Here is a 22,646-nt window from a genome sequence, read left to right as displayed (position 1 = left end):
TATTCTACTGCGTCAGGGTTTTAAGTCAAGCACCAAATCAACAAGTTTTCCAGCTAACTTCACTTAAAATTTGTCGCACATCAAAGAAGGGGGTTAAACCGCCTCCATGCTGTCGACTGGGCGGCATTATAGAGACTTGTATAAACAAGGCAAGCGAAAAAAACAAAGTGAAAACTGTTTGCGTAAAATTCGAACAAGGCAGCTCAGTCAGTGGGACAAACGTATAAGGTGTAACACTTAGCCTGGCTCAACTGAGCCGAATAAAGGCACCTTTAATGTATTATCGGTTTTATCCGCGGCTCCCACCATTTCATCGTACGCAGATTGATGGCAAAGGTAAGCTTTACGAATAGTCGCATCGCCAAATGCATCTTTAACCTGCTCGATGCTGTGAAACTTTTTGGGCCGGCCAGTTTCATCGTCAATAATAAAAGCTTTACGTTGATCAAAGTCGACCTCAGCCAGGTAGAGTCCCATTTCGTAAGAATGAACTACCAGCTCGTCAATTTGCACGTCTTGGCGGTTTAAATGCTCGATTCTGTGAAAATTCATCTTCACCTCCTTAATCTTAATGGATGCTATACGAGCATAGTTCAACTTCCGATCCCTGCCTCCTTGTTTAATTCAAATAGGTACGACCTTTACTTTGCTGCCTGAAGAGCGCACTATGATGAAGAAATAAACAGAGTACTGCCAACCGAGCTACCGATGGATCCATCTTTTTTCCGTTGTAAACAAGTTCTGATAGTCGAAGATTGTGCACCTGTGCGAGCTACCGTCAAAAGTATGCTGCAAACCATGGGCTTTGAAGCCATTCATCTGGCACGTAACTCGACGGAAGCATTAAAGAAGTGCTACGAGATCCCATTCGATTTTATCCTCTGCGACTTCAATCTGGGCGACTGCAAAGATGGCTACCAGTTATTTGAAGCCTTAAAGCTGCAAGATCTGATCAGCCCACTGTGTTGTTTTATGATCATCAGTGCAGAGAGTCAGCGAAAAATTGTCCACGGCATGATCGAACTGCAACCCGACGACTATTTGTTGAAGCCCTTTAGTTTCCCAGTACTTGAAGAGCGCATTGTACGCATGGTCAAAACCAAAATTGCCTTGCGAAAAATATACCTGGCCATTGCTGAGCAAGACTACCAGCTTGCCATTACCGAATGCGATAAAGCCTTAAATGCGAAGCCAGAACACAGCCAGGTCATCTATCGCTTAAAAGGTGAGTTGTTGCTGCAAACCAAAGCCTATCAGAAAGCAGAGAGCTATTATCGAACGCTAAAAGAAGCCAAAGGCTACCCTTGGGCACGGCTGGGGTACGCCATTGCTGGCTTTCGACAAGAGCGTTGGGAGGACAGTGAGCTTGAGCTGGTCGATTTAACCCAGTATGACGAAACCAAGGTCGAAGCACTGGACTGGCTCTCTCGTTTGTTGGTAAAACAAAATCGTTTTCAGCGCGCTTGCGATGCGCTGGCTGAGGCCGCGCTGTTATCACCCAAAAATATTACCCGTCAGCAAACCTTGAGCAATCTCACCAGCATTATTGGAGATAAAGAAGCCGCGGCTCGGATCCATACCAAATTGGTCTCAGCAGCGAAACACTCCATCCATGACACTGCAGATAATTATCTCAATCAAGCGCGGGCTTTGATCGATCTGGCACAAACCAAAACGGTGATGGAGCGTGCTGTGCACTTGCAAAATGCCAGTCAGTTGGTGACAGGACTGAATAAACGCTTTAATGAGGCTTTGGTGCAGCAAGAAGTTCAATTGGTGCGAGGCCGTATTTTAGCGGCTAAAGGACAGCTTGCAGAAGCCAAAGAGCTCATCAACAGCATTACCGGATTAAAAAGTAAAAAACTGACCATTGACAGCTGCATGGATGCTGCCAAAGCCTACTTTGAAATTGGCAACTTGTACGAAAGCGAGCATTACATTGACGAAATGCGCCGCCACTTGGCTAAAGATGACTTTTTGACCGAAACCCAGCAGCTGATGCTGAAGATGGAGCAAAACCGACACGAAGAACTTAAAGCCAAAATTAAGTCCATCAATCAGGAGGCATCAGAAGCTTATCAGCATGGCCACTATGGCCGGGCCAGTGAACTGTTCAGTGAAGCCTTTGATTACATGCCGAGCAACCCGGTCATTGCACTGAATATGCTGCAAGCGATGAGCAAGGGCACAGGCCTGACACCGGACACCATCAAGCCAGCCAAGCAAGCCATCGCCTTAATTGAGCAAAGCGAGCTAAGCATCACCAACCAGGAGCGCTACAAAAAATACTACCAGGTATTAACCAGCAAGCATCCTGAGCTGCTACCCCGCACCCGCTCACAGCCGCTGGCGGGTTAATCGGCTGCGCGCGTCGCCTGCCAGGAGATCACCTGCCAGCTATCCCCCAAGCGCTGCAAAACACCACTGTTGTAAAAACGCAATTGCTCGGCGTCACTGTTGCCTAACAATATAAAATTTAGAACCGCCACATCACCGTAGAGGCGGACCTGAATATTTTCCGCACTGTAATGCATGTGAATATCAGCATCTGCAACAGGCCCACTGCTGCGAACGCCCTGCATTAGCGTCGCTTTTCCAAAACGAGTGCCAGCAGAGCTGGTATAGACCAGATCATCCGCCCAAAATCCTTGGTGGGAGGCTTCATCGTTACGACTAGCGCCTGCCAAAAACTGATGCAGTAAAGCAGTAATGTCCGCCTTATCGTTGTTGGCAGATGCTGCAGGAGCAAGCAGCAATAACACCAGCAAACTTAAGCTAAATACGAAGTATTTCATCGGAGTTCCTTACATAAAAAAAGCGAGCCGAAGCTCGCTTTGTGATGCGTTACATGCTGATGCCACCATCAATTTCAATCACCCGACCGGTGAAGAAATCATTGTCAAAAATGTACTTGGCCGTGTGCGCAATTTCACTGGCTTCACCAAGACGGCCGACCGGTTTCATTTTTTCCAATCGCTCGCGTGCTTCAGGTTTCATTGCATCGGTCATAGCGGTGCGAATGACACCAGGCGCAATGGCGCCAACCCGGATGCCGTAACGGCCAAGCTCTCGCGCCCAGGTAACCGTCATGGCAACCACGCCAGCCTTGGAGGCCGCGTAGTTGGTTTGCCCCATATTGCCGCCACGGGCCACGCTCGACATATTGATGATCACGCCTTTAGTACCACGCTGCACCATCATAGCAGCCGCTTCACGGCCACAGAGGAAAACACCGGTCAGGTTGACATCGATCACCGACTGAAACTGTTGCAGTGGCATCTTGCTGACCAGTTCACCATCTTTGTATTTCAGCAACAAGCCATCGCGTAAAATGCCGGCATTGTTAATCAAGCCATCCAACCCATCAAAGTCACTGCCAATGGCCGCAAAAGTAGCTTCAACTTCCGCTTCATTGGCGACATTGGCCTGATAAGTTCTGACTTCGGCGCTGGCCGACAATTCCGCTTTGGCGGCTGCCAACTGCTCGGTATTCATATCAATCAGGGCCAGCCGGGCTCCTTCGGCAGCGCACATCCGCGCCATTTCAAGCCCAAGCCCCTGGGCACCGCCGGTAATGGCGATGATTTTGTTGTTTAGATTCATGCTTTTTTCTCAAACAGTTTAAAGATACTGGAAAAATCAAGTTTTCCATGGCCGGCACGCTGATGCGCAACATACAGGTTGCGCGCCAAAGCGCCCATCGGCGTGCTGCTTTGGCTTTGGGTCGCCGCTTCCAGCGCCAGCCCAAGATCTTTGGCCATCAAATCCACCATAAAACCACCCTGGTAGTTGTTGGAGGAAGGCACATTCTCCATCACATCCGGGCAGGGGTTGTAGAGTTCCAGCGTCCAGTTACGGCCGGAGCTTTTGAGCATAATCTCCGACAGCACCTTTGGATCCAGCCCATTGTCGATGCCCATTTGCAGCGACTCGGAGGTACCCACCATCAAAATACTCAGCAGCATATTGTTGCAGATTTTCGCCACCTGACCGGCACCTATGGCACCTGCGTGGAAAATGTTTTTCCCCATACCCTGCAGCACCGGCTGCGCTTTTTGGTAATCGGCCTCGCTACCACCAACAATAAAGGTCAAAGTACCGGCTTTGGCGCCACCCACGCCACCGGAAACCGGGGCATCAATAAAGGCAATGCCCTGCTCAGCCAAGCCTGCGCCAAGCTTACGGGCACTGTCGGCATCGATGGTGGAGCAATCGATCACCAGCGCATCTTGTTTGATCTGCGCGCCGATGCCCTGCTCGCCCAGATACAAGCCAAGTACATGCTTGCCGGCCGGTAACATGGAAACCACAAAGTCAGCACCGGTGGCGGCATCGGCCGCAGAGGCTGCAACTTCGGCGCCTTCTGCTTTCACAGTTGCCAAGGCTTCCAGCGATAAATCAAAGGCTTTGACCTGATGACCAGCTTTGACCAGATTGATGGCCATAGGGCCACCCATATTGCCAAGACCAATAAATGCAATCGTTGCCATGGTAAACTCCTTACAAGCCTAACATCCGCAGCGGATGCTGGCTGGCAGTCCACGGCGATGTGAAAAAGGTATCGATCAGTTCTTTCGGAACCGACGCAACATTCGGGTATTGCCAGTTCGGCTGGCGATCTTTGTCAATCAGCAGCGCGCGTACCCCTTCCGCAAACTCACCCATACGACCACATTGCACACTGATGCCAAGTTCCAGCCGGAAGCTATCGGCCAGAATCATGCTCTGCCCCAGCTGCAATTGCCGGAATACGATATGGGCGGTAATAGGACTGCCATAGCTGAGTGCCTCTTTGGCTTTTTGCAGCCAACTGTCATCGCCCGGCATGGCATCAATGGCAGCAATAACAGCAGGCAGGTTATCGAGCTCGGCCAATTTGGCAATCTCTGCCTGATGCAGTCGGATCTGACTCAGTGGTAGTTGCGTGCGGCTGTGCTCTTCAAAATCACGCAGCGCATCAGCCAGTTTCTGGTGATTCAGCGCTATGGTATCGCCCCATTTCACGGTGAGCAGTTTATCCAGCACCGCCTCTTTTTTATCATGCAAAATAAAGTGTTCGGCCAAGCCTACCAAGCGCGCATCGGCCGCATTGATGGAGGCACCGGTTAAACCCAGGAACAAGCCGCAGCCGGTTGGCATCCGGTTTAAAAACCAGCTAGCACCGACATCCGGATAAAGGCCAATGGCGAGCTCCGGCATCGCAATACGGCTACTGGCCGTCACCACCCGATGCGAAGCGCCCGCCATCAAGCCAAGACCACCGCCCATCACAATGCCATTGCCCCACACCAGCACTGGTTTTTCGAAGGTATGGATCAAATAATCCAGGCTGTACTCTTTGGTGAAAAACTCTTCGACGTAGGGAGCATAGCTGTCCGGGTGGTCTTTCATCGCCTGGTAAAGATCACGAATATCACCGCCGGCGCAAAACGCTTTGTCGCCGCTGCCTTGCAGCACCACCATGGCGATGCCAGCATCGTCTTTCCATTGCTGCATCTGTGGCAGTAAAGATTCAATCATTGGCAGGCTCAGGGCATTCAACGACTTCTCTGAATTCAGCGTTGCCAGGCCTATCCGTTTGCCATGCTCTGTGGTCAGCTCCTGATACTGCACGACTGGATGCTCATTGCTCATTATCCATTTACCCATCTTGGTTGACGTTTTTGCAGAAATGCCTGCACACCCTCAACTTGATCTTTGGTATCAAACAAGGCGACAAACAATTCCCGCTCCAGTGGTAAGGCTCCTTGCATGGTGCCACTTCGCCCTTGTTGGATCAAATGCTTGCAGGCGGTGACTGCCGATGGACTTTGTTCGCCCACCTTTTCTGCCAGCGCCAGCGCCGCGTCCAGCGCCTGACCGGTCGGGACCACCTCCTCCACCAACCCAATGCGCAAAGCAGTATCGGCTTTCAGCCGCTCGCCACAAAGGATCATACGCTTGGCCCAGCCCTCACCCACCAGCCAGGCCAGGTTCTGGGTACCACCGGCACAAGGCAACAAGCCGACTTTGGCTTCCGGCAAGGCCATTTGCGCCTGCTGCTCGGCGATACGGATATCGCAGGCCAGCGCCACTTCCAGGCCGCCGCCCATGGCATACCCATTGATAGCGGCAATGCTGACACCGCGAAACCGGCTTAGGGTTTCAAAAGCATCGCCAAAAACCCGTGCCATATCGGAGGCGACGGCCTTGTCGCCATCGGCAAACAACTTCAGATCGGCACCAGCGGAGAAAAACTTGTCGCCTTCTCCGGTGATCACCAGCGCATAAATGCTTTTATCCTGCTCAAGCTCCAGCACCAGTTGCTTTAACTGCTGCAGGCTGGCTTTGGTCCAGGTGTTGGCTGGTGGATTTGACATGGTAATCAGCGCGGTGTGACCACGCTTTTCCAGCGTTAATGCTGCCATCACAGACTCCTTGGCTATAATAAAGTACTTAGAGGATATCGCCCGCGGCTTCATCCAGCAGGCGGCGGCTAATAATCAGCCGCATAATCTCATTGGTGCCTTCCAAAATCTGATGTACTCGCACATCACGGAAGTGCCGCTCCAGCGGGTACTCCTTGATGTAGCCATAACCGCCGTGCAGTTGCAGGGCCTGATCGCAGACCTGGAAACCGACATCGGTGGCGAAGCGCTTGGCCATGGCGCAGTATGCGGTGGCCTCGCTGTCGCCCTGATCCAGTTTAAAGGCAGCCATCCGCACCAGTTGACGCGCAGCCACCAGCTCGGTCGCCATATCGGCCAGTTTGAATTGCAGCGCCTGAAATGCTGCCAACGGCTTGCCAAACTGCTGACGCTCCAGCATGTAATTGCGCGCCGTATTTAAGGCTTGCTGCGCAGTACCAATGGAGCAGGTGGCAATATTAATGCGGCCACCATCCAGCCCTTTCATTGCAAACGAAAAGCCCTGACCTTCTTCACCCAGCAGATAATGCGCCGGAATACGCACATCTTCAAAGGTAATCAAGCGGGTGGGCTGGGCGTTCCAGCCCATCTTTTCTTCGGCTTTGCCGTAGATCACGCCTTTGGCATCGGCCGGTACAATAAAGGCAGAAATGCCCTTAGGACCCGCTTCACCAGTGCGCGCCATCACCACCAGCACTTCGGTGCTGCCGGCACCGGAAATAAACATTTTTGAGCCGTTTAATACGTACTCAGCACCGTCTTTTTTCGCCGTGGTACGCAGCGCTGCCGCATCCGAACCTGAGCCAGGCTCGGTCAGACAGTAAGACGCCAGCTTCTGACCAGTGACCAGATGCTCAACCCACTCGGCTTTGGCATCGGCGCTGCCCCAGCTGGCAATCATCCAGGTCGCCATATTGTGAATGGTCAGCATGGCCGTGGTAGCGGTACAGCCCATCGACAACTGCTCGAAAATAATGGACGAGTCCAGCCGCGACAGCCCCATGCCGCCATCGTCTTCCGGGGTGTAAAGCGAGCAAAAACCCAGTTCACCGGCTTTTTGGATCACGTCTTTTGGGAAATGATGATCGCGGTCCCACTGAGCCGCGTTCGGTGCCAACTCTTGCTCGGCAAACTGCTTTGCCACATCGACAAAAGCTTGTTGGTCTTCGGTTAAATTAAAATTCATCTACTTGGACCTCACAGGTGCATCTGGTTTAACGTAAATTAATCGACATATTCGGGCCGGACACCTGAATATCGTCATCAAACCAGCGCGCGGTAATGGTTTTGGTCTCGGTATAGAAACGCACCGCTTGCTTACCGTAAGCATGCTGATCGCCGTAGAACGACCCCTTCCAACCGGTGAAGGAGAAAAATGGCAGTGGCACCGGAATTGGAATATTGATCCCGACCTGACCGACTTCAACCTGATGCTGGTACTTGCGCGCAGCTGCACCGCTGGCAGTAAAGATGGAGGTGCCATTGCCGTACGGGCTGTCGTTCACCACTTTTAGCGCTTCATCCAGGGAGTCGACACTCATGGTGGTGAGCACCGGGCCAAAGATTTCCTGCTTATAGATTTCCATCTCGGTAGTAACATTGCTAAATACGGTCGGACCAACCCAGTTGCCATTGGGGAAGTCTTCAACGCTGCAATCAGAGCCATCCAGCAGACAAGTAGCGCCTTCGTTTTTGCCTTGTTCAATCAGCGACAAAATACGGGCTTTGGCTTGCGGGCTGATTTGCGGACCATAGGCCGCATTCGGATCGGTGTAAACACCTGGCCGTACTTTGCCAATGGCAGCGGCCACTTCCGGGATCCAGTCCTGGGCTGCGCCAACAAAAACCGCGACCGAAATCGCCATGCAGCGCTGGCCAGCAGCACCAACAGACGCACCCACCAGGGCATTGATCACCTGCTGCTTGTTGGCATCTGGCATAATGACCATATGGTTTTTGGCACCGGCAAAGGCCTGCACCCGCTTCAGATTGTCGGTACCGGTTTTGTAGATGTACTGGCCCACATTGACCGAACCCACAAAGGAAATGGCTTTAATATCCGGATGATGCAAGATGGTATCGACTTGCTCTTTGGCACCGTGTACCACCTGCAGTACCCCCTTCGGAGCACCGGCTTCGGCGAAGAGTTCCGCAATACGATTCACGGTCATCGGATCCTGCTCCGACGGCTTCAGTACAAAGGTATTGCCGCAGGCAATGGCCATCGGGAACATCCACAGTGGGATCATTGCCGGGAAGTTAAAGGGCGTAATACCAGCACAGACACCCAGCGGCTGAATGTAGCTGTAGGTATCGATGCTGCGCGCTACGTTTTCTACCGTTTCACCCATCATCAGCGATGGGATATTCGCCGCCTGTTCCACTACCTCAATACCACGCCAGACGTCGCCTTTGGCATCTTCGATGGTTTTGCCCAGTTCCTGACAGATGATCTCGGCAATTTCCGTCTGGTGTTCTTTTAACAGATTGCCAAAACGCATCATTAAACGCGCCCGCTCGGATACCGGCACTTCTTTCCAGCTTTTAAAGGCTTCTTTGGCCGACTCAATCGCCCGGCTCATTTCATCTGCAGTGGCACAAGGAGCTTGTGCAATCACTTCCTGCGTCGCCGGGTTGGTCACCGGGATCCATTGCTCGGTTGTCGAGTCAATAAAGGCGCCATCAATAAATAGTTGGACTTGCTTGGTCATACAATGCTTCTCCCACGAATTCGAACATCAGCCCGCCAGGCTTATTATTAGTATGCTTGCCTGGCAGACTGCTCATTTAAAAAGAATGTTGTGTTACACCAGCTCCACAGCCAGTGCGACCGCTTCACCACCGCCGATGCACAATGAAGTGACACCGGTTTTCAGATTGCGTTTACGCAGCGCATGGATCAGAGTCACCAGCAAACGTGCGCCAGAAGCGCCGATGGGGTGGCCCAGTGCACAGGCACCGCCGTTGACATTGACTTTGGCAGGATCCAAGCCAAGCTCCTGAATCGCGAGCATGGTGACCATGGCAAAGGCTTCATTAATTTCCCACAAATCGACTTGCTCTTTATCCCAGCCGGCTTTGGCCAGGACTTTTTGCATGGCGCCAACCGGTGCTACGGTGAACAGTCCCGGCTCCATCGAATGGGTCGCATGCGCCACCACTTTGGCCAGTGGCGTCAGCCCTTTGGCTTTGGCATCGGATGCGCGCATCAGCACCAGAGCAGCAGCACCATCAGAAATGGAGCTTGAGTTGGCAGCAGTGATGGTGCCGTCTTTGGCAAAAGCAGGCCGCAGACCTGGAATTTTGTCGATTTTGGCATTGCCAGGCTGCTCGTCGATGGCAAAGGTGACTTCCCCTTTGCGGGTGCTGTAGCTGACAGGGGCGATTTCATCGGCAAAAGCACCGCTTTCAATGGCATTTTGCGCCCGGGTCAAGGAGTCGACAGCAAACTGGTCCATCGCTTCGCGGCCAATGCCGTACTCGTTGGCAGTGTCCTGGGCAAAACAGCCCATGGCTTTGCCGTCGTAGGCATTTTCCAGCCCGTCCAGCATCATGTGATCTTTGATTTCACCATGGCCCATGCGAAAACCAGCACGGGCTTTGGCCAACAGATAAGGCGCATTGGACATCGACTCCATGCCACCAGCAACCACGACATCAGCCGAACCAGCTTTCAGCAGATCGTGCGCCAGCATCACGGTTTTTAAACCAGAGCCACATACTTTGTTCAGGGTGGTCGCGCCCGCTGACAACGGCAAACCGGCTTTTAAGCTGGCCTGACGGGCAGGTGCCTGGCCAAGACCGGCCGGCAACACATTGCCCATAATGACTTCGCTGACAGCATCACCGTCAATTCCGGCTTCGGCCATCGCCGCTTTGATCGCCACCGCCCCCAGGTCCGTGGCGCTGACACTGGACAAACCGCCCATAAAACCACCCATCGCAGTGCGCTTGGCTGCGACAATCACAATTGCATCCTGTTCGGCCATCAGATTCTCTCCGTCATTGCTTCGTCAATTAAAAAGTCTGCGTCAGAGACTACACCATATTGACGTTTACGCCAACGTCAACCTTATACCACTATGGTGCAGTTTTGTCCCTTTTGTTCAGCGCAAGGCCCTGGTCCGCCCAGTTTAATTGGCATTTTTGCTTTACATCGGTTGGCAACCCCCCGGGGCAGTGACCGGTCCCAGCTTTACCTTTACGTAAACTTCACTTATAGTTGTCGGCAGATTTCAGGAAGGCAGTTATGACGCAAAAAACCGAAACCACCTATTCGATCAGCGAGCTGGCCAAAGAGTTTGATATCACCACCCGCAGCATCCGTTTTTACGAAGATCAGGGATTGCTGACGCCGATGCGCAATGGCCAAACCCGGATTTACAGCAAAAGGGATCGGGTGCGGCTGAAACTGATCCTGCGCGGTAAACGACTCGGCTTTAGCCTGGCAGAAACCGGCAAACTGTTCGAGCTGTACGATGCCGATAAAAGCAGCGTCACCCAGCTCAATACCATGCTGGCCTTGATCGAGCAAAAAAAAGCCGAACTGCACCAGCAAATGGACGACATTAAAGTGGTGCTGATGGAGCTGGTTACGGTAGAAAAACGCTGCCGCGAAACCCTTAGTCAGGCCAAACACAGCGGCAGCAAAACCGCCTCTGAAACCCTTGAATCAGAACCCTTTGAATCAACAGTGGAACAGCACCATGATCACGACTTATAAAACCCTGAATTTTGACCTTGGCGAAACCGTCGACATGATCCGTGAGCAGGTCAATGCCTTTGCCCGCGAAGAAATTGCCCCTCGTGCCGAGCAAATTGATCACGACAATGCGTTCCCGAACGAGTTATGGCGCAAGTTTGGTGATCTGGGCCTGCTCGGCATTACCGTTGATGAACAGTACGGCGGCTCTGGCCTTGGCTACCTGGAGCATGTGGTGGCGATGGAAGAGATCAGCCGGGCTTCTGCCTCGGTGGCCCTGTCTTATGGCGCCCACTCCAACCTGTGCGTGAATCAGATTTTCCGCAACGGCAATGAAGCACAAAAGCAAAAGTACCTGCCCAAGCTGTGCAGCGGTGAGCACATTGGCGCTTTGGCGATGAGCGAGCCCAATGCAGGTTCCGATGTGGTTAGCATGAAACTGCGCGCCGACAAGCAAGGCGATCGTTACATCTTAAACGGCAACAAGATGTGGATCACCAACGGCCCGGATGCGCACACCTATGTAATTTACGCTAAAACCGATGTCAATGCCGGCTCCAAGGGCATTACTGCCTTTATTGTTGAGCGTGGCTTTAAAGGTTTTAGCCAAGCGCAGAAACTGGACAAGCTCGGCATGCGTGGCTCCAACACCTGTGAGCTGGTGTTTGAAGACTGCGAAGTGCCGGCAGAAAACGTGCTGGGTGAAGTCGGCCGTGGTGTGCAGGTGCTGATGAGTGGCCTGGATTACGAGCGCGTGGTGCTCTCTGCCGGCCCACTCGGCATTATGACCGCTTGCATGGACGTAGTGGTGCCTTACATCCACGATCGCAAACAGTTTGGTCAGTCCATTGGTGAGTTTCAGCTGGTGCAGGGCAAAGTAGCCGATATGTACACCCGGATGAATGCCGCCCGCTCTTACGTCTATACCGTGGCTAAAGCCTGTGATCGCGGTGAAACTACCCGTAAAGATGCCGCTGCGGTGATCCTGTACGCTGCCGAGCTCGCCACCCAGATGGCACTGGATGCCATTCAGCTGCTGGGCGGTAATGGTTACATCAACGAGTACCCGACCGGACGTTTGCTGCGTGATGCCAAACTCTATGAGATCGGCGCCGGCACCTCGGAGATCCGCCGCATGTTGATTGGCCGTGAGCTTTTCACCGAGTCGAATTAATGAGTTTTCATCCAGAAACGGGCTTCGGCCCTTTTCTGGATCTACACAGCGGGCAGTTTCCAGCAACAGGTGACAGCAGTGACAAAAATTCTGAGTAAAGTAAACCCGCGCAGCGAAGAGTTCGTGCGCAACCAGGCTGCGATGGAGCAGCTGGTCGAGGATGTGAACAGCAAGGTGCAGCAAATCAAGCTGGGCGGTGGTGAAGCCCTGATCGCCCGTCATACGGCGCGTGGCAAGCTGTTTGTCCGCGATAGGATCCAAAAGTTGCTGGATCCGGGCTCACCCTTTCTGGAAGTCGGCCAGTTCGCCGGCTGGGACTGTTACGAAGACTACGTGCCCTGTGCCGGTGTGGTCGCTGGTATTGGCCGGGTCAGCGGCGTCGAGTGCATGGTGGTTGCCAACGATGCTACCGTCAAAGGCGGTACCTACTACCCGCTGACGGTGAAAAAGCACCTGCGGGCACAGGAAATCGCCGAGCGCTGCAACCTGCCCTGCATCTATCTGGTGGATTCAGGCGGTGCCAACCTGCCCCGTCAGGACGAAGTTTTCCCGGACAAACTGCATTTTGGGCGTATTTTCTTCAATCAGGCGCGGATGTCGGCCAAAGGCATTCCGCAAATTGCCGTGGTGATGGGGCTCTGTACTGCCGGCGGCGCTTATGTACCAGCCATGGCCGATGAGAGCATCATCGTCAAAGAGCAAGGCACCATCTTTTTGGCCGGCCCGCCGCTGGTCAAAGCCGCCACCGGCGAGGAAGTCAGCGCCGAGGAGCTGGGCGGAGCCGATGTGCACTGCAAAATCTCCGGTGTGGCCGATCACTATGCGGTCAATGATGAGCATGCACTGCAACTGGCCCGCAATGCGGTCTCGCGCTTAAACCGCAGCAAGCCACAGCAACTGGATGTGCGCGAGCCGGAAGAGCCGCTTTATGATGCCAAAGAAATTTACGGCATCGTCGGCACCGATCTGAAAAAGCCGTTTGATGTGAAAGAAGTCATCGCCCGCCTGGTTGACGGCTCGGATTTCGATGAATTTAAGCAGTATTACGGCAGCACCCTGGTCTGTGGCTTTGCGCGCATCTTCGGCTATCCGGTGGGCATTGTCGCCAATAACGGGATTTTATTCTCCGAGTCGGCGCAAAAAGGCGCCCACTTTATCGAGCTGTGCGGTCAGCGCAAAATTCCGTTGCTGTTTTTGCAAAACATCACCGGCTTTATGGTCGGTAAAAAATACGAAGCTGAAGGCATTGCCAAGCATGGCGCTAAAATGGTCACGGCAGTGTCCTGCGTCGAAGTGCCTAAATTCACCGTGCTGATTGGCGGCAGCTATGGTGCCGGCAACTACGGCATGTGTGGCCGTGCTTATGATCCCACCATGATGTGGATGTGGCCCAATGCCCGCATTTCAGTAATGGGCGGCGAACAGGCCGCTGGCGTGATGGCGCAGGTCACCAAAGATGGCCTGGCCCGTAAAGGCGAAACCTTATCGGCTGAGGCCGAGCAGGCACTGAAAAAGCCCATCGTCGCGCAGTACGAACAGCAGGGCCACCCCTACTACGCCAGCGCCCGTTTATGGGATGACGGCGTAATCGATCCGGCCCAAACCCGTATGACGGTTGGCCTGGCCCTGGCTGCTGCCTTAAATGCCCCTATTGCCGACACCCGCTTTGGCGTGTTCCGGATGTAATGCTGGAGATTACCTGTAATGGCTGAATCCTACCTGGAGCTGTCTGTATCCCCTCAGGGCGTCGCCAGTCTGACGCTGAACCGCCCCGAGGTGCACAACGCCTTTGACGATGTGATGATTGAGCAAATCATCGACGCCTTGCAGCAACTGGCAGAGAACCCTGCTGTGCGGCTGCTGCTGCTAAAAGCCAATGGCAAAAACTTTTCTGCCGGCGCCGATTTGAACTGGATGCGCTCAATGGCCGCCAAAGATTACCAGCAAAACCTGGCCGATGCCGGCCGGCTGGCCGAGCTGATGCGCAGCCTGGATCGCTTTCCAAAACCAACCATCGCCCTGGTGCAGGGCGCGGCCTTTGGCGGTGCTCTGGGGCTGGTGGCTTGCTGCGACATCGCCCTGGCCGAGCCCAAAGCCAGCTTTTGCTTAAGCGAAGTGAAAATTGGCCTGATCCCGGCCGTGATTAGCCCTTATGTAATGCGGGCCATTGGCGAGCGGGCCAGCCGGCGTTATTTTTTAACCGCCGAGCGCTTCTTTGCCGAGGAAGCCTTGCGACTGGGGCTGGTGCATCAGCTGGTGGCTGAAGGCGGTTTAGCCGAAGCCGCCGAGCAGCTGTGCCAGCAGCTGCTGCAAAACAGCCCGGCCGCCGTGACTGCGGCCAAGCAGCTAATTGCCGATGTCGACCAGCAGCCCATCAATGCCGCCCTGATTGCACACACCAGCGAAGCCATTGCCCGTATCCGGGTGTCGGCTGAAGGTCAGGAAGGTCTGACTGCATTTCTTACCAAGCGCAGCCCCGCCTGGCTGCCCAAGGATTAACCATGTTTCGTAAAATCCTGATTGCCAATCGCGGCGAAATCGCCTGCCGTATTATCGAAACCGCGCACAAGCTGGGGATCCGCTGTGTGGCAGTTTACTCGGAGGCCGATGCCAATGCCCGCCATGTCAATATGGCGGACGAAGCCTTCTTACTGGGGCCGGCACCCAGCAAAGACTCTTATTTAAAAGCCGATAAAATTCTGCAAATCGCCAAAGCGGCAGGTGCCGAAGCCATCCACCCGGGTTATGGCTTTTTATCGGAAAATGCCGATTTTGCCAAAGCTTGTGACGCAGCTGGTGTGGTCTTTATCGGCCCGCCGGTCGGTGCCATTGAAGCCATGGGTTCAAAAAGTGCCGCCAAAGACATTATGGCCAAAGCCGGGGTACCGCTGGTGCCCGGCTATCATGGCGATGAGCAGGCAGCGGATTTCCTGGCCAAAGAAGCGGAAAAAATTGGCTACCCCTTGCTGCTAAAAGCGGCCTATGGCGGCGGTGGCAAAGGCATGCGGGTGGTGTGGCAGCAAAGTGAATTTGCCGATGCATTGGCCGGTGCCAAACGCGAAGCCATGGCAGGTTTTGGCAACGACAAAATGCTGATGGAGCGCTACCTGACCAAGCCCCGCCATGTTGAGATCCAGGTGTTTGCCGACAACCATGGCCATGCCGTTTATCTGGCCGAGCGCGATTGCTCGATCCAGCGCCGTCATCAAAAAGTGATTGAAGAAGCCCCTGCGCCTGGTTTTAGTGAAGCCCAGCGTCAGTCAATGGGGGAAGCTGCCGTTAAAGCCGCTCAGGCCATTGATTACCGCGGTGCCGGTACCGTTGAGTTTTTGTTCGACGAAGACGGCTCTTTCTATTTTATGGAAATGAACACCCGTTTGCAGGTCGAACACCCGGTTACCGAGATGATCACCGGCCAGGATCTGGTGAAATGGCAGTTGCTGGTTGCCAGCGGCCAGCCATTGCCGTTGGCGCAGCACGAAGTGAGCCTGCATGGCCATGCCATCGAGGTGCGGGTCTATGCTGAAGATCCAGACAACGATTTCCTGCCGGCTACCGGCAAACTGACCTACTTGCGCCAACCGGAAGCCAGCCGTTATGTGCGGGTTGACAGCGGTGTGGTCGAGAACGATGAAATCAGCCCCTACTACGATCCGATGATCGCCAAGCTGATTGTCTGGGACGAAGATCGTGACCGTGCCATCAGCCGTATGCTGCGGGCGCTGGATGATTACCGCATCGCCGGGGTCACCACCAACCTGAGCTTCCTGACCAGTCTGGTCGAGCACCCGGCTTTTGTCGCCGCCGAGCTCGACACCAACTTTATTGAGCACCATCAGGAATCGCTGTTCGCACCAGCCACCAAAGAAAACAACCAAGCGCTGGTGCTGGCAGCTTTGTACATTCTGGAAACGCAAAAGCAACCGCAAAGCTGCAGCGATGCCTTCAGCCCCTGGCAGTTTAGCCATGGCTGGCGTTTGAATGAACAGCCGATGCAACTATTGAACCTGCAGCATCAGGAGCACAGCCATCAATTGCAGCTGCAGCAATTGCAAGATGCGGTGCTGGTGCAGCTGGATGGCCAGCAACTGCGCTGTCAGGCGCGTTTGCAGGGTGATGAGCTGATCGCCACCTTAGGTGAGCACAAGACCCGGGTGCGGATCAGTCAGTATCAGGACACCATCAGCGTCTTTATCCGCCACCATCGCTACGATTTCAGTTATCAGACCGAGCTGCTGACCGAAGCCGAGCTGAGCGACGACAGCGGCAGTCTGACAGCGCCGATGAACGGCACCATCGTTGCGGTACTGGTGGAAGCCGGCCAGCATGTCAAAGCCGGTCAAACCCTGGTAGTGATGGAAGCGATGAAAATGGAGTACAGCATCAAGGCCCCTACCGATGCCACCGTCAAAGCCGTGTTCTATCAGGCCGGTGAATTGGTGCAGGATGGTGCTGAGCTGGTCGAACTGGAGACGGAGGACGCCTGATGCTGCCAACCAAAGTTCGCCTGGTCGAAGTCGGCCCCCGTGACGGCCTGCAAAATGAAGTCGCGGTATCACTTGCGGCTAAAATCCAGCTGGTCAATCAGCTGAGCGCTACCGGGCTCGATACCATCGAAACCGGCGCTTTTGTGTCCCCTAAGTGGGTGCCGCAAATGGCCGACTCAGCCGAGGTTTTTGCCGGCATCGAGCGCAAGGCCGGTATTTGCTACGCCGCCCTAACGCCCAATTTAAAAGGCTACCAGGCCGCCAAAGCCGCCGGAGCCGATGAAGTGGCCATTTTTGGCGCGGCCTCAGAAGCCTTCAGCCAGAAAAACATCAACTGCAGCATCGACGAAAGCCTGGAACGCTTTGCGCCGGTGCTGGCCGCCGCCAAGGCCGATGGTATCCGGGTGCGTGGTTATGTCTCCTGCGTGGTGGGCTGTCCCTATCAGGGCGATGTGGCCCCGGCCGAAGTGGCCCGGGTCGCCAAAGCCTTACTGGATATGGGCTGCTACGAGATTTCACTCGGCGATACCATAGGGGTTGGCACGCCCAAAACCGTTGCTGCGATGCTGGATGCGGTGCTCACTGTGGTGCCGCTAGCGCAGGTGGCGGTGCATTTTCATGATACCTACGGCCAGGCGTTAACCAATATTTACACCGCGCTGCTACGCGGTGTTGCGGTGATTGACAGTGCCGTGGCTGGCCTGGGTGGCTGCCCTTATGCCGCCGGTGCGTCAGGCAATGTTGCCAGCGAAGATGTGGTTTATTTGCTAAATGGCCTTGGCATTGAGCACGGCGTGGATTTAAATGCGCTGGCACAAGCAGGCTGGGCAATTTGCGCCGAGCTCGGCAAGCCGGTTAGTTCTAAAGTAGGATTGGCTTTGCAGGCGAAGTGCCTTAAAAATTAAGCTGAATTCAGGCTCTTCGGAGCACGCAGGGGTTGCGTATCTTTTGGTGTGACGCATCCACCCCTGCTCGTTATAAGCAGCGGACGTCAGATGTTCGAAGCAATGAGGATTACAGATGGCAGGGTTTAATAAAGTCGTAGAAAGTTACGAAGCAGCGATGGCCGGGCTGGAAGACGGCATGACGGTAATTGCCGGTGGTTTTGGCCTGTGCGGTATTCCGGAAGGCTTGATTGCCCAAATCAAAACAATGGGTACCCGGGAGCTGACGGTAGTGTCCAACAACTGCGGCGTTGATGGTTTTGGCCTGGGCATTTTGCTGGAAGATAAGCAAATCAAGAAAATGGTCGCCTCCTATGTCGGTGAAAACGCTCTGTTCGAAAAACAACTGCTAAACGGTGAACTGGAAGTTGAACTGACACCGCAAGGCACGCTTGCTGAAAAAATGCGAGCAGGCGGTGCCGGTATTCCGGCCTTTTTCACCGCCACCGGTTACGGCACCCCGGTCGCCGAAGGCAAAGAGACCCGTGAAATTGATGGCCGCCATTATGTGCTGGAACCTGCCATTACCGGCGATTTTGCCATCGTCCGCGCCTGGAAAGCCGACCGTTACGGCAACCTGGTGTTCCGCCACACTGCGATGAACTTCAACCCAATGGCGGCCACCGCCGGCAAGATCACCGTGGCCGAAGTGGAAGAAATTGTCGAGCCGGGCGAGCTGGAACCCAGCCAAATTCACACCCCGGGTATTTATGTGCAGCGCGTGATCAAAGGCAACTTTGAAAAACGCATTGAACGCCGCATGGTTCGTCAAGGTTAAGGAGGCAGCAATGGCTTTATCACGTGAACAAGTCGCCATGCGAGTGGCGCAGGAACTGCAAGATGGCTTCTACGTTAACCTTGGCATTGGTATCCCGACCCTGGTCGCCAATTACGTGCCTGCGGGCATCGAGGTAATGCTGCAATCAGAAAACGGCTTGCTGGGCATGGGCCCCTACCCAACCGAAGCGGAGATCGATGCCGATATGATCAATGCCGGCAAAGAAACCGTGACCGCAGCGACCGGTGCTGCTATTTTCAGCTCAGCCGAAAGCTTTGCCATGATCCGCGGCGGCCATGTCGATTTAACGGTACTGGGTGCGTTTGAAGTCGACCAGCACGGCAACATCGCCAGCTGGATGATCCCAGGCAAACTGGTCAAAGGCATGGGCGGTGCGATGGATCTGGTGGCCGGCGCCCAGAACATCATTGTCACCATGACGCACGCCGACAAGCACGGCAACAGCAAGCTGTTACCGGACTGCACCCTGCCCCTGACCGGCGTGGGCTGTGTGAAGAAAATCGTCACCGATCTGGCGGTGCTGGAAGTACGCGATGGCGCTTTCCATTTGCTGGAGCGGGCGCCTGGCGTCTCAGTTGAAGAGATTCAGCAAAAAACCGGAGGTAAGCTGGTGGTTAACGGCGATATCCCGGAAATGCAGTTTTAATCGCACAGGGCGCCAGTAGAGAGCTTTTATTCCATACAGCTAAAGGTTGCATCTAAACGTACACACTACGCATAGTGGTGTGTACGTTTTTTTTGCGCCTACTCCAGCGGCAGTTACCATTTATTATTCGGCTTTGCTACGACTGCTATGTGCCAAAAGCGGACGTTGAATGTCCAAATATGAAACGTTAAATTAATGATCTATTACCTCAATATCATTCGTTGCGACAATTATTGAGCTGGCTAAAGCAGCCTAAAAGTTAATTAGTAATAAATCGTTTAAATTTGATTTTCAATCATAAAAATATTACTTTAAATAAATTTCATCCTAAGCAGGAACTCGTGTGATAGCTTTCCATTTTTTTGAGCATTTACCTTTACGTAGAATATTTGCTCTGCTTTATCGATTAAACAGGCGCTTGGAAAATTTTCACTTGCTTAGTGAAGAGAATACTTTATATGCCCGCGCTTATGCGGTGTCCATGCTCCAAATAGAATCCGTACTAACGGGTAGTGACTCTGGCGGGCCAAATCTCTTTACGAGTATTACTGATGTTCACGTTGCTGAGTCTTTTGCCAATATCCATGAAGAAGCATCTGATAATTATCTGTTTTCCTCTGCTCATTATTTGCTCAACGCTGTTAGTTTATGTGAATATTGCACGAAAAGTTGCCCGGGAATTGTTCCATATCATTACTATGGATTGGTCATTGAACTTTTACAGTTCCAAGTGAAATGTTTAAATCAATGTTTAGCTGAACTTAAACATGTTGAGGCTGCTGAATTATGCCAGACTATTCAGTGTGACCTAAAGCAAGCGTCGGGTTTGAATCACGGGGTGTTTATTGAGCTGGGTAGTTTTTTTGAACAGTTAGATTTGAACAACGGTTTGTGGTGTTCTCTTCCTTCATTTCAGGGTAAATACCCTTTCTCTGGAAATGTACAAAAGTTACTTGAATGTTCAGACAACGAGAATTCTCCAGAATTCCTGTATAAATACGTTTCTAAATCTACATTAGTAAAAATACTTTCCGGCTCGAGCATTAAGTTCACAGCGTTGTCTGAATTTAATGATCCTTTCGATGGGCAAATAACCCGTTCTTTTAGATACAGACGCGCTGAACTTGCATCAGCAGTTAAGGATTTACTCTTAAAACATGTGAGTGAAGGGCTTGAATTACCCTGTGTATTAAAATATGAAACGTTATTTGAAGGCAACGAAAAACAGCTGAGCAATGCTGAAAAAACAAATGCAACAGCTTTAATTATAAAAGAAATTACCGAAAAATATGACGGATTTCGTTTAGAGTCGAGGGACATTATAGATCCCAAAAAAGAAGCTACGATTATGATTTTGATAGTGCCAATGCTTTATCTATTGAAGATAGATAAAAGTTTTAATTACGTGCACAAAGAAAGCGTGATCAGTTTTATCAAAAAGGTATTTTCAGAGTTTGAAAATGGAAATGAAGTGATTACAGGAAGTCCAGTTTTCAATAAAGAGCAAATGCAACTATTGTCTAACGCCATACACGTTCTTTGCCTCAGCACGAATCAAAACTCTAAGCTTATGTGGGCGCACTATTCAGACGAGCATAAAGGCGCAATGATAAAAATAAGGACTGATCTTTTTAAAGATTCTGTAACTGGCCTTCTTAGGCAAGTCAAGTACAAAGATAAAGTACCCCACTCGCACTCTGTAGATGCTCTCGCTCGCTCATATTTAGGATTCAATGAATCTGTTGAAGATGACTTCTTAATTGAAACGTTAACCATTAAATCATGCGATTGGGAATACGAGAAAGAGTGGCGGGCATTTGGTAAAAAGGGAGGACTTGGGCCAATTGGCCTGACAAGTATCTCACTGGACATCATCGATTCTATCTACTTCGGATGCAGGTTTGATAAGTCTGACATCCGCGAGTTTTTGAATACTCATAAGCTTGCAGACACAAATATTAATTTGTTTTTTAGTGAAAAAGACGATGAGTTTTTTGAGGTTAACTACTTCCCATTCAGCAAAGGCAGGGTGAGGAATGCGGCAAAACACGATTCTGAATTCGTGATACAGGAAATTACCCGTATTCTGAATTGGACTTTTAAATCGTTAAAGCAAGAGCTAGACGCTAACCTGATGAAGCTGATTTCGCACGGCATGTTGGTTGACCTTTGTAGACACGAAGCCGCCGAAAAACTCGATGGATTATATGATGTCATAAATAAATGTATTGAATCAGCTAAACAGGCTCAATTTAATAATGAAGACGCATTGAAAATAGAACAAGTGAAGCAAAGTGAGCTTGGTAAATTTGTTCGTGCATACGATGAATTTAAACATTATCTGCAAGGCGAGTTAGGTGGCATCGAAATACCATCTGAAATTTAAGGCACAAGTCAGGTTGCTAAAGGTGCTGGTGAACACATAGTTGTGTAGCTGATGTCAGGTGTAACTTCTGCTTTTCGCTCTTAGCTGACGATCAATAAATTGGATAATTACTAAATCTGGTGGTTAGGTGAAAATTCAACTGATGTTAAGCAACCAGTAATGGTGGTGGTAAATTAAAAATCGGGGTCGTAACAAAAAATTAAAAATCGGGGTCGTAACAAAATAAATCCGGCATGCGTCATCTGCCCTGTGTGAAGCTGCACCGGAAGTGGGCCGCGCCTTAGCGCGGCTGGTTGGCAAGTACTACTTGCCCGCCGTTTCCAATTCGTGCCGGGCCGCAGTAGCCAGGAAGTGGCTACGGTCGCGGTAGCGATCTGGCGCTGCTTTGACCTTATGGTCGATACGGCTGATCAATGTATCAGGGATGCTGATATTAATGCGCTTAGGCTTACCCTCAAATGCAGTAATATCAACGTGGAGCATTAGCCAGGCATCGCAGTAGGCATAATCAGCTTGCTTCTGGTAGGTCAGGGCGCCCAAGTCACGCAAACCATCCGTAGCGGTGCCGTCTTCCTGCATGCTTTCCAGTACAAGCTGTATAGCCTCAGTTGCCATCGGTGCTATCTGATCTTCGGTATCTGCAGCACTGAAACAGCTAAACTTTTCACTGCACAATGCTGGCACTACAAGCCCGTAGGCTTCTGCCTCTGATTTTGGCGTTTCAATACCAACTGAAAAGTACATAACTCACCTCGTTAAATGCAGCGGGCTAGATGCCCGCTGACTTTTTTATCGCCTTCACAGTTCCGACTGGCAATGCCCCTTTTGGGTGCGGTACCGGGAAGGTTTTCCCTGTCACCGGGGAGTACCATATTTGGTGACTCCCTTTACCCTGCCGTTTCATGTAACAACCGGCTGCTTTTAGCTCTTGGATCAGGTCAGATGATTTCATAAGTACTCCGCTAACCTGCGTATTAGTATATACACACCGATACACACTCGCAAGAAAAGTCAACTTATTGGTTGTTTATGGGAGCATTGAAGCTCTAATAAAATAAACGTCAATAGACGTAAGTGGATTTTGGTGCGAGGGGTTGGTAT

At 52.2% G+C, this 22,646-nt stretch carries 20 protein-coding genes and 1 pseudogene; 10 read left to right on the top strand and 11 right to left on the bottom strand.

Annotation, left to right across the window (positions count from 1 at the left end; translation table 11 throughout):
- Positions 1-237 precede the first annotated feature (237 nt).
- Positions 238-552, bottom strand: a complete 315-nt coding sequence (locus Q3O59_RS04510) for a DUF6482 family protein (RefSeq protein WP_305944424.1) — start codon at positions 550-552, stop codon at positions 238-240.
- Between the two features lie 156 nt (positions 553-708).
- Here Q3O59_RS04510 and Q3O59_RS04505 point away from each other — a divergent pair, with 156 nt between their 5' ends.
- A complete protein-coding gene (locus tag Q3O59_RS04505) occupies positions 709-2,358 on the top strand; it encodes a tetratricopeptide repeat-containing response regulator (protein WP_305944423.1) in 1,650 nt (549 codons plus the stop codon).
- On the opposite strand, the gene Q3O59_RS04500 is transcribed toward Q3O59_RS04505, so the two are convergent.
- From Q3O59_RS04500 to Q3O59_RS04465, 8 genes are all read right to left on the bottom strand, one after another.
- Entirely contained in the window at positions 2,355-2,795 is a 441-nt protein-coding gene (locus Q3O59_RS04500; protein WP_305944422.1) for a nuclear transport factor 2 family protein, read from the bottom strand. The genes Q3O59_RS04505 and Q3O59_RS04500 overlap by 4 nt on opposite strands.
- Before the next feature lie 49 nt (positions 2,796-2,844).
- Positions 2,845-3,603, bottom strand: coding sequence for an SDR family oxidoreductase (locus tag Q3O59_RS04495; RefSeq protein WP_305944421.1), 759 nt, complete (start codon positions 3,601-3,603; stop codon positions 2,845-2,847).
- On the bottom strand, positions 3,600-4,490 hold the full coding sequence (gene mmsB, locus Q3O59_RS04490; protein WP_305944420.1) for a 3-hydroxyisobutyrate dehydrogenase: 891 nt from the start codon (positions 4,488-4,490) through the stop codon (positions 3,600-3,602). Before mmsB ends, Q3O59_RS04495 begins: the two co-directional genes overlap by 4 nt.
- 10 nt (positions 4,491-4,500) lie before the next feature.
- The gene (locus tag Q3O59_RS04485; protein ID WP_305944419.1) at positions 4,501-5,634 is read right to left on the bottom strand and encodes an enoyl-CoA hydratase/isomerase family protein; all 1,134 of its coding nucleotides are present in this window, start codon (positions 5,632-5,634) and stop codon (positions 4,501-4,503) included.
- Positions 5,634-6,407, bottom strand: coding sequence for an enoyl-CoA hydratase (locus Q3O59_RS04480; RefSeq protein WP_305944418.1), 774 nt, complete (start codon positions 6,405-6,407; stop codon positions 5,634-5,636). Before Q3O59_RS04480 ends, Q3O59_RS04485 begins: the two co-directional genes overlap by 1 nt.
- 28 nt (positions 6,408-6,435) lie before the next feature.
- Positions 6,436-7,593 carry an acyl-CoA dehydrogenase family protein gene (locus tag Q3O59_RS04475; RefSeq protein ID WP_305944417.1) on the bottom strand — a complete coding sequence of 386 codons (1,158 nt, stop codon included), beginning with the start codon at positions 7,591-7,593 and terminating at the stop codon, positions 6,436-6,438.
- Between the two features lie 28 nt (positions 7,594-7,621).
- Positions 7,622-9,118 (bottom strand): CoA-acylating methylmalonate-semialdehyde dehydrogenase, encoded by a 1,497-nt coding sequence (locus tag Q3O59_RS04470; protein WP_305944416.1) that lies wholly within the window; start codon positions 9,116-9,118, stop codon positions 7,622-7,624.
- Positions 9,119-9,211: 93 nt separating this feature from the next.
- Positions 9,212-10,396, bottom strand: coding sequence for a thiolase family protein (locus tag Q3O59_RS04465; RefSeq protein ID WP_305944415.1), 1,185 nt, complete (start codon positions 10,394-10,396; stop codon positions 9,212-9,214).
- A 260-nt stretch (positions 10,397-10,656) separates the two neighbouring features.
- Here Q3O59_RS04465 and Q3O59_RS04460 point away from each other — a divergent pair.
- The 9 genes and pseudogenes from Q3O59_RS04460 to Q3O59_RS04420 form a co-directional block, all read left to right on the top strand.
- Positions 10,657-11,037, top strand: a pseudogene (locus tag Q3O59_RS04460) (MerR family transcriptional regulator); the annotation flags it as partial.
- A gap of 76 nt (positions 11,038-11,113) precedes the next feature.
- Positions 11,114-12,283, top strand: a complete 1,170-nt coding sequence (locus Q3O59_RS04455; protein ID WP_305944414.1) for an isovaleryl-CoA dehydrogenase — start codon at positions 11,114-11,116, stop codon at positions 12,281-12,283.
- Positions 12,284-12,361: 78 nt separating this feature from the next.
- Positions 12,362-13,969 (top strand): carboxyl transferase domain-containing protein, encoded by a 1,608-nt coding sequence (locus Q3O59_RS04450; RefSeq protein ID WP_305944413.1) that lies wholly within the window; start codon positions 12,362-12,364, stop codon positions 13,967-13,969.
- Between the two features lie 18 nt (positions 13,970-13,987).
- Entirely contained in the window at positions 13,988-14,782 is a 795-nt protein-coding gene (locus Q3O59_RS04445) for an enoyl-CoA hydratase/isomerase family protein (protein ID WP_305944412.1), read from the top strand.
- Positions 14,783-14,784: 2 nt separating this feature from the next.
- On the top strand, positions 14,785-16,770 hold the full coding sequence (locus tag Q3O59_RS04440) for an acetyl-CoA carboxylase biotin carboxylase subunit (protein WP_305944411.1): 1,986 nt from the start codon (positions 14,785-14,787) through the stop codon (positions 16,768-16,770).
- Positions 16,770-17,675 (top strand): hydroxymethylglutaryl-CoA lyase, encoded by a 906-nt coding sequence (locus tag Q3O59_RS04435; protein WP_369812344.1) that lies wholly within the window; start codon positions 16,770-16,772, stop codon positions 17,673-17,675. Before Q3O59_RS04440 ends, Q3O59_RS04435 begins: the two co-directional genes overlap by 1 nt.
- Before the next feature lie 115 nt (positions 17,676-17,790).
- Complete coding sequence (locus Q3O59_RS04430; RefSeq protein ID WP_305944410.1) at positions 17,791-18,492, top strand: CoA transferase subunit A; 702 nt, start codon at positions 17,791-17,793, stop codon at positions 18,490-18,492.
- 10 nt (positions 18,493-18,502) lie between these two features.
- Positions 18,503-19,159: a CoA transferase subunit B gene (locus Q3O59_RS04425; protein WP_305944409.1), complete on the top strand. Its 657-nt coding sequence runs from the start codon at positions 18,503-18,505 to the stop codon at positions 19,157-19,159.
- A 343-nt stretch (positions 19,160-19,502) separates the two neighbouring features.
- Positions 19,503-21,545 (top strand): DUF2971 domain-containing protein, encoded by a 2,043-nt coding sequence (locus Q3O59_RS04420; RefSeq protein WP_305944408.1) that lies wholly within the window; start codon positions 19,503-19,505, stop codon positions 21,543-21,545.
- Positions 21,546-21,848: 303 nt separating this feature from the next.
- Here Q3O59_RS04420 and Q3O59_RS04415 read toward each other — a convergent pair whose 3' ends face one another.
- Together Q3O59_RS04415 and Q3O59_RS04410 are read right to left on the bottom strand one after the other, a co-directional pair.
- Positions 21,849-22,289, bottom strand: coding sequence for a type II toxin-antitoxin system HicB family antitoxin (locus Q3O59_RS04415; RefSeq protein WP_305944407.1), 441 nt, complete (start codon positions 22,287-22,289; stop codon positions 21,849-21,851).
- Between the two features lie 25 nt (positions 22,290-22,314).
- The gene (locus Q3O59_RS04410; RefSeq protein ID WP_305944406.1) at positions 22,315-22,497 is read right to left on the bottom strand and encodes a type II toxin-antitoxin system HicA family toxin; all 183 of its coding nucleotides are present in this window, start codon (positions 22,495-22,497) and stop codon (positions 22,315-22,317) included.
- Positions 22,498-22,646 lie beyond the last annotated feature (149 nt).

This window comes from Alkalimonas delamerensis, from assembly GCF_030717955.1.
Taxonomy (GTDB): domain Bacteria; phylum Pseudomonadota; class Gammaproteobacteria; order Enterobacterales; family Alteromonadaceae; genus Alkalimonas; species Alkalimonas delamerensis.
This window is presented reverse-complemented; position numbering and strand designations above follow the sequence as displayed.

Excerpts from the sequence above, each read along its gene's own strand:
- Q3O59_RS04425 (WP_305944409.1), top strand. The coding sequence starts at position 18,503 with ATGGCTTTATCACGTGAACAAGTCGCCATGCGAGTGGCGCAGGAACTG.
- Q3O59_RS04505 (WP_305944423.1), top strand. The coding sequence starts at position 709 with ATGGATCCATCTTTTTTCCGTTGTAAACAAGTTCTGATAGTCGAAGAT.
- Q3O59_RS04435 (WP_369812344.1), top strand. The coding sequence starts at position 16,770 with ATGCTGCCAACCAAAGTTCGCCTGGTCGAAGTCGGCCCCCGTGACGGC.
- Q3O59_RS04465 (WP_305944415.1), bottom strand. The coding sequence starts at position 10,396 with ATGGCCGAACAGGATGCAATTGTGATTGTCGCAGCCAAGCGCACTGCG.
- Q3O59_RS04470 (WP_305944416.1), bottom strand. The coding sequence starts at position 9,118 with ATGACCAAGCAAGTCCAACTATTTATTGATGGCGCCTTTATTGACTCG.
- Q3O59_RS04510 (WP_305944424.1), bottom strand. The coding sequence starts at position 552 with ATGAATTTTCACAGAATCGAGCATTTAAACCGCCAAGACGTGCAAATT.
- Q3O59_RS04440 (WP_305944411.1), top strand. The coding sequence starts at position 14,785 with ATGTTTCGTAAAATCCTGATTGCCAATCGCGGCGAAATCGCCTGCCGT.
- mmsB (WP_305944420.1), bottom strand. The coding sequence starts at position 4,490 with ATGGCAACGATTGCATTTATTGGTCTTGGCAATATGGGTGGCCCTATG.
- Q3O59_RS04485 (WP_305944419.1), bottom strand. The coding sequence starts at position 5,634 with ATGAGCAATGAGCATCCAGTCGTGCAGTATCAGGAGCTGACCACAGAG.
- Q3O59_RS04455 (WP_305944414.1), top strand. The coding sequence starts at position 11,114 with ATGATCACGACTTATAAAACCCTGAATTTTGACCTTGGCGAAACCGTC.
- Q3O59_RS04410 (WP_305944406.1), bottom strand. The coding sequence starts at position 22,497 with ATGAAATCATCTGACCTGATCCAAGAGCTAAAAGCAGCCGGTTGTTAC.
- Q3O59_RS04430 (WP_305944410.1), top strand. The coding sequence starts at position 17,791 with ATGGCAGGGTTTAATAAAGTCGTAGAAAGTTACGAAGCAGCGATGGCC.
- Q3O59_RS04415 (WP_305944407.1), bottom strand. The coding sequence starts at position 22,289 with ATGTACTTTTCAGTTGGTATTGAAACGCCAAAATCAGAGGCAGAAGCC.
- Q3O59_RS04495 (WP_305944421.1), bottom strand. The coding sequence starts at position 3,603 with ATGAATCTAAACAACAAAATCATCGCCATTACCGGCGGTGCCCAGGGG.
- Q3O59_RS04445 (WP_305944412.1), top strand. The coding sequence starts at position 13,988 with ATGGCTGAATCCTACCTGGAGCTGTCTGTATCCCCTCAGGGCGTCGCC.
- Q3O59_RS04475 (WP_305944417.1), bottom strand. The coding sequence starts at position 7,593 with ATGAATTTTAATTTAACCGAAGACCAACAAGCTTTTGTCGATGTGGCA.
- Q3O59_RS04480 (WP_305944418.1), bottom strand. The coding sequence starts at position 6,407 with ATGGCAGCATTAACGCTGGAAAAGCGTGGTCACACCGCGCTGATTACC.
- Q3O59_RS04500 (WP_305944422.1), bottom strand. The coding sequence starts at position 2,795 with ATGAAATACTTCGTATTTAGCTTAAGTTTGCTGGTGTTATTGCTGCTT.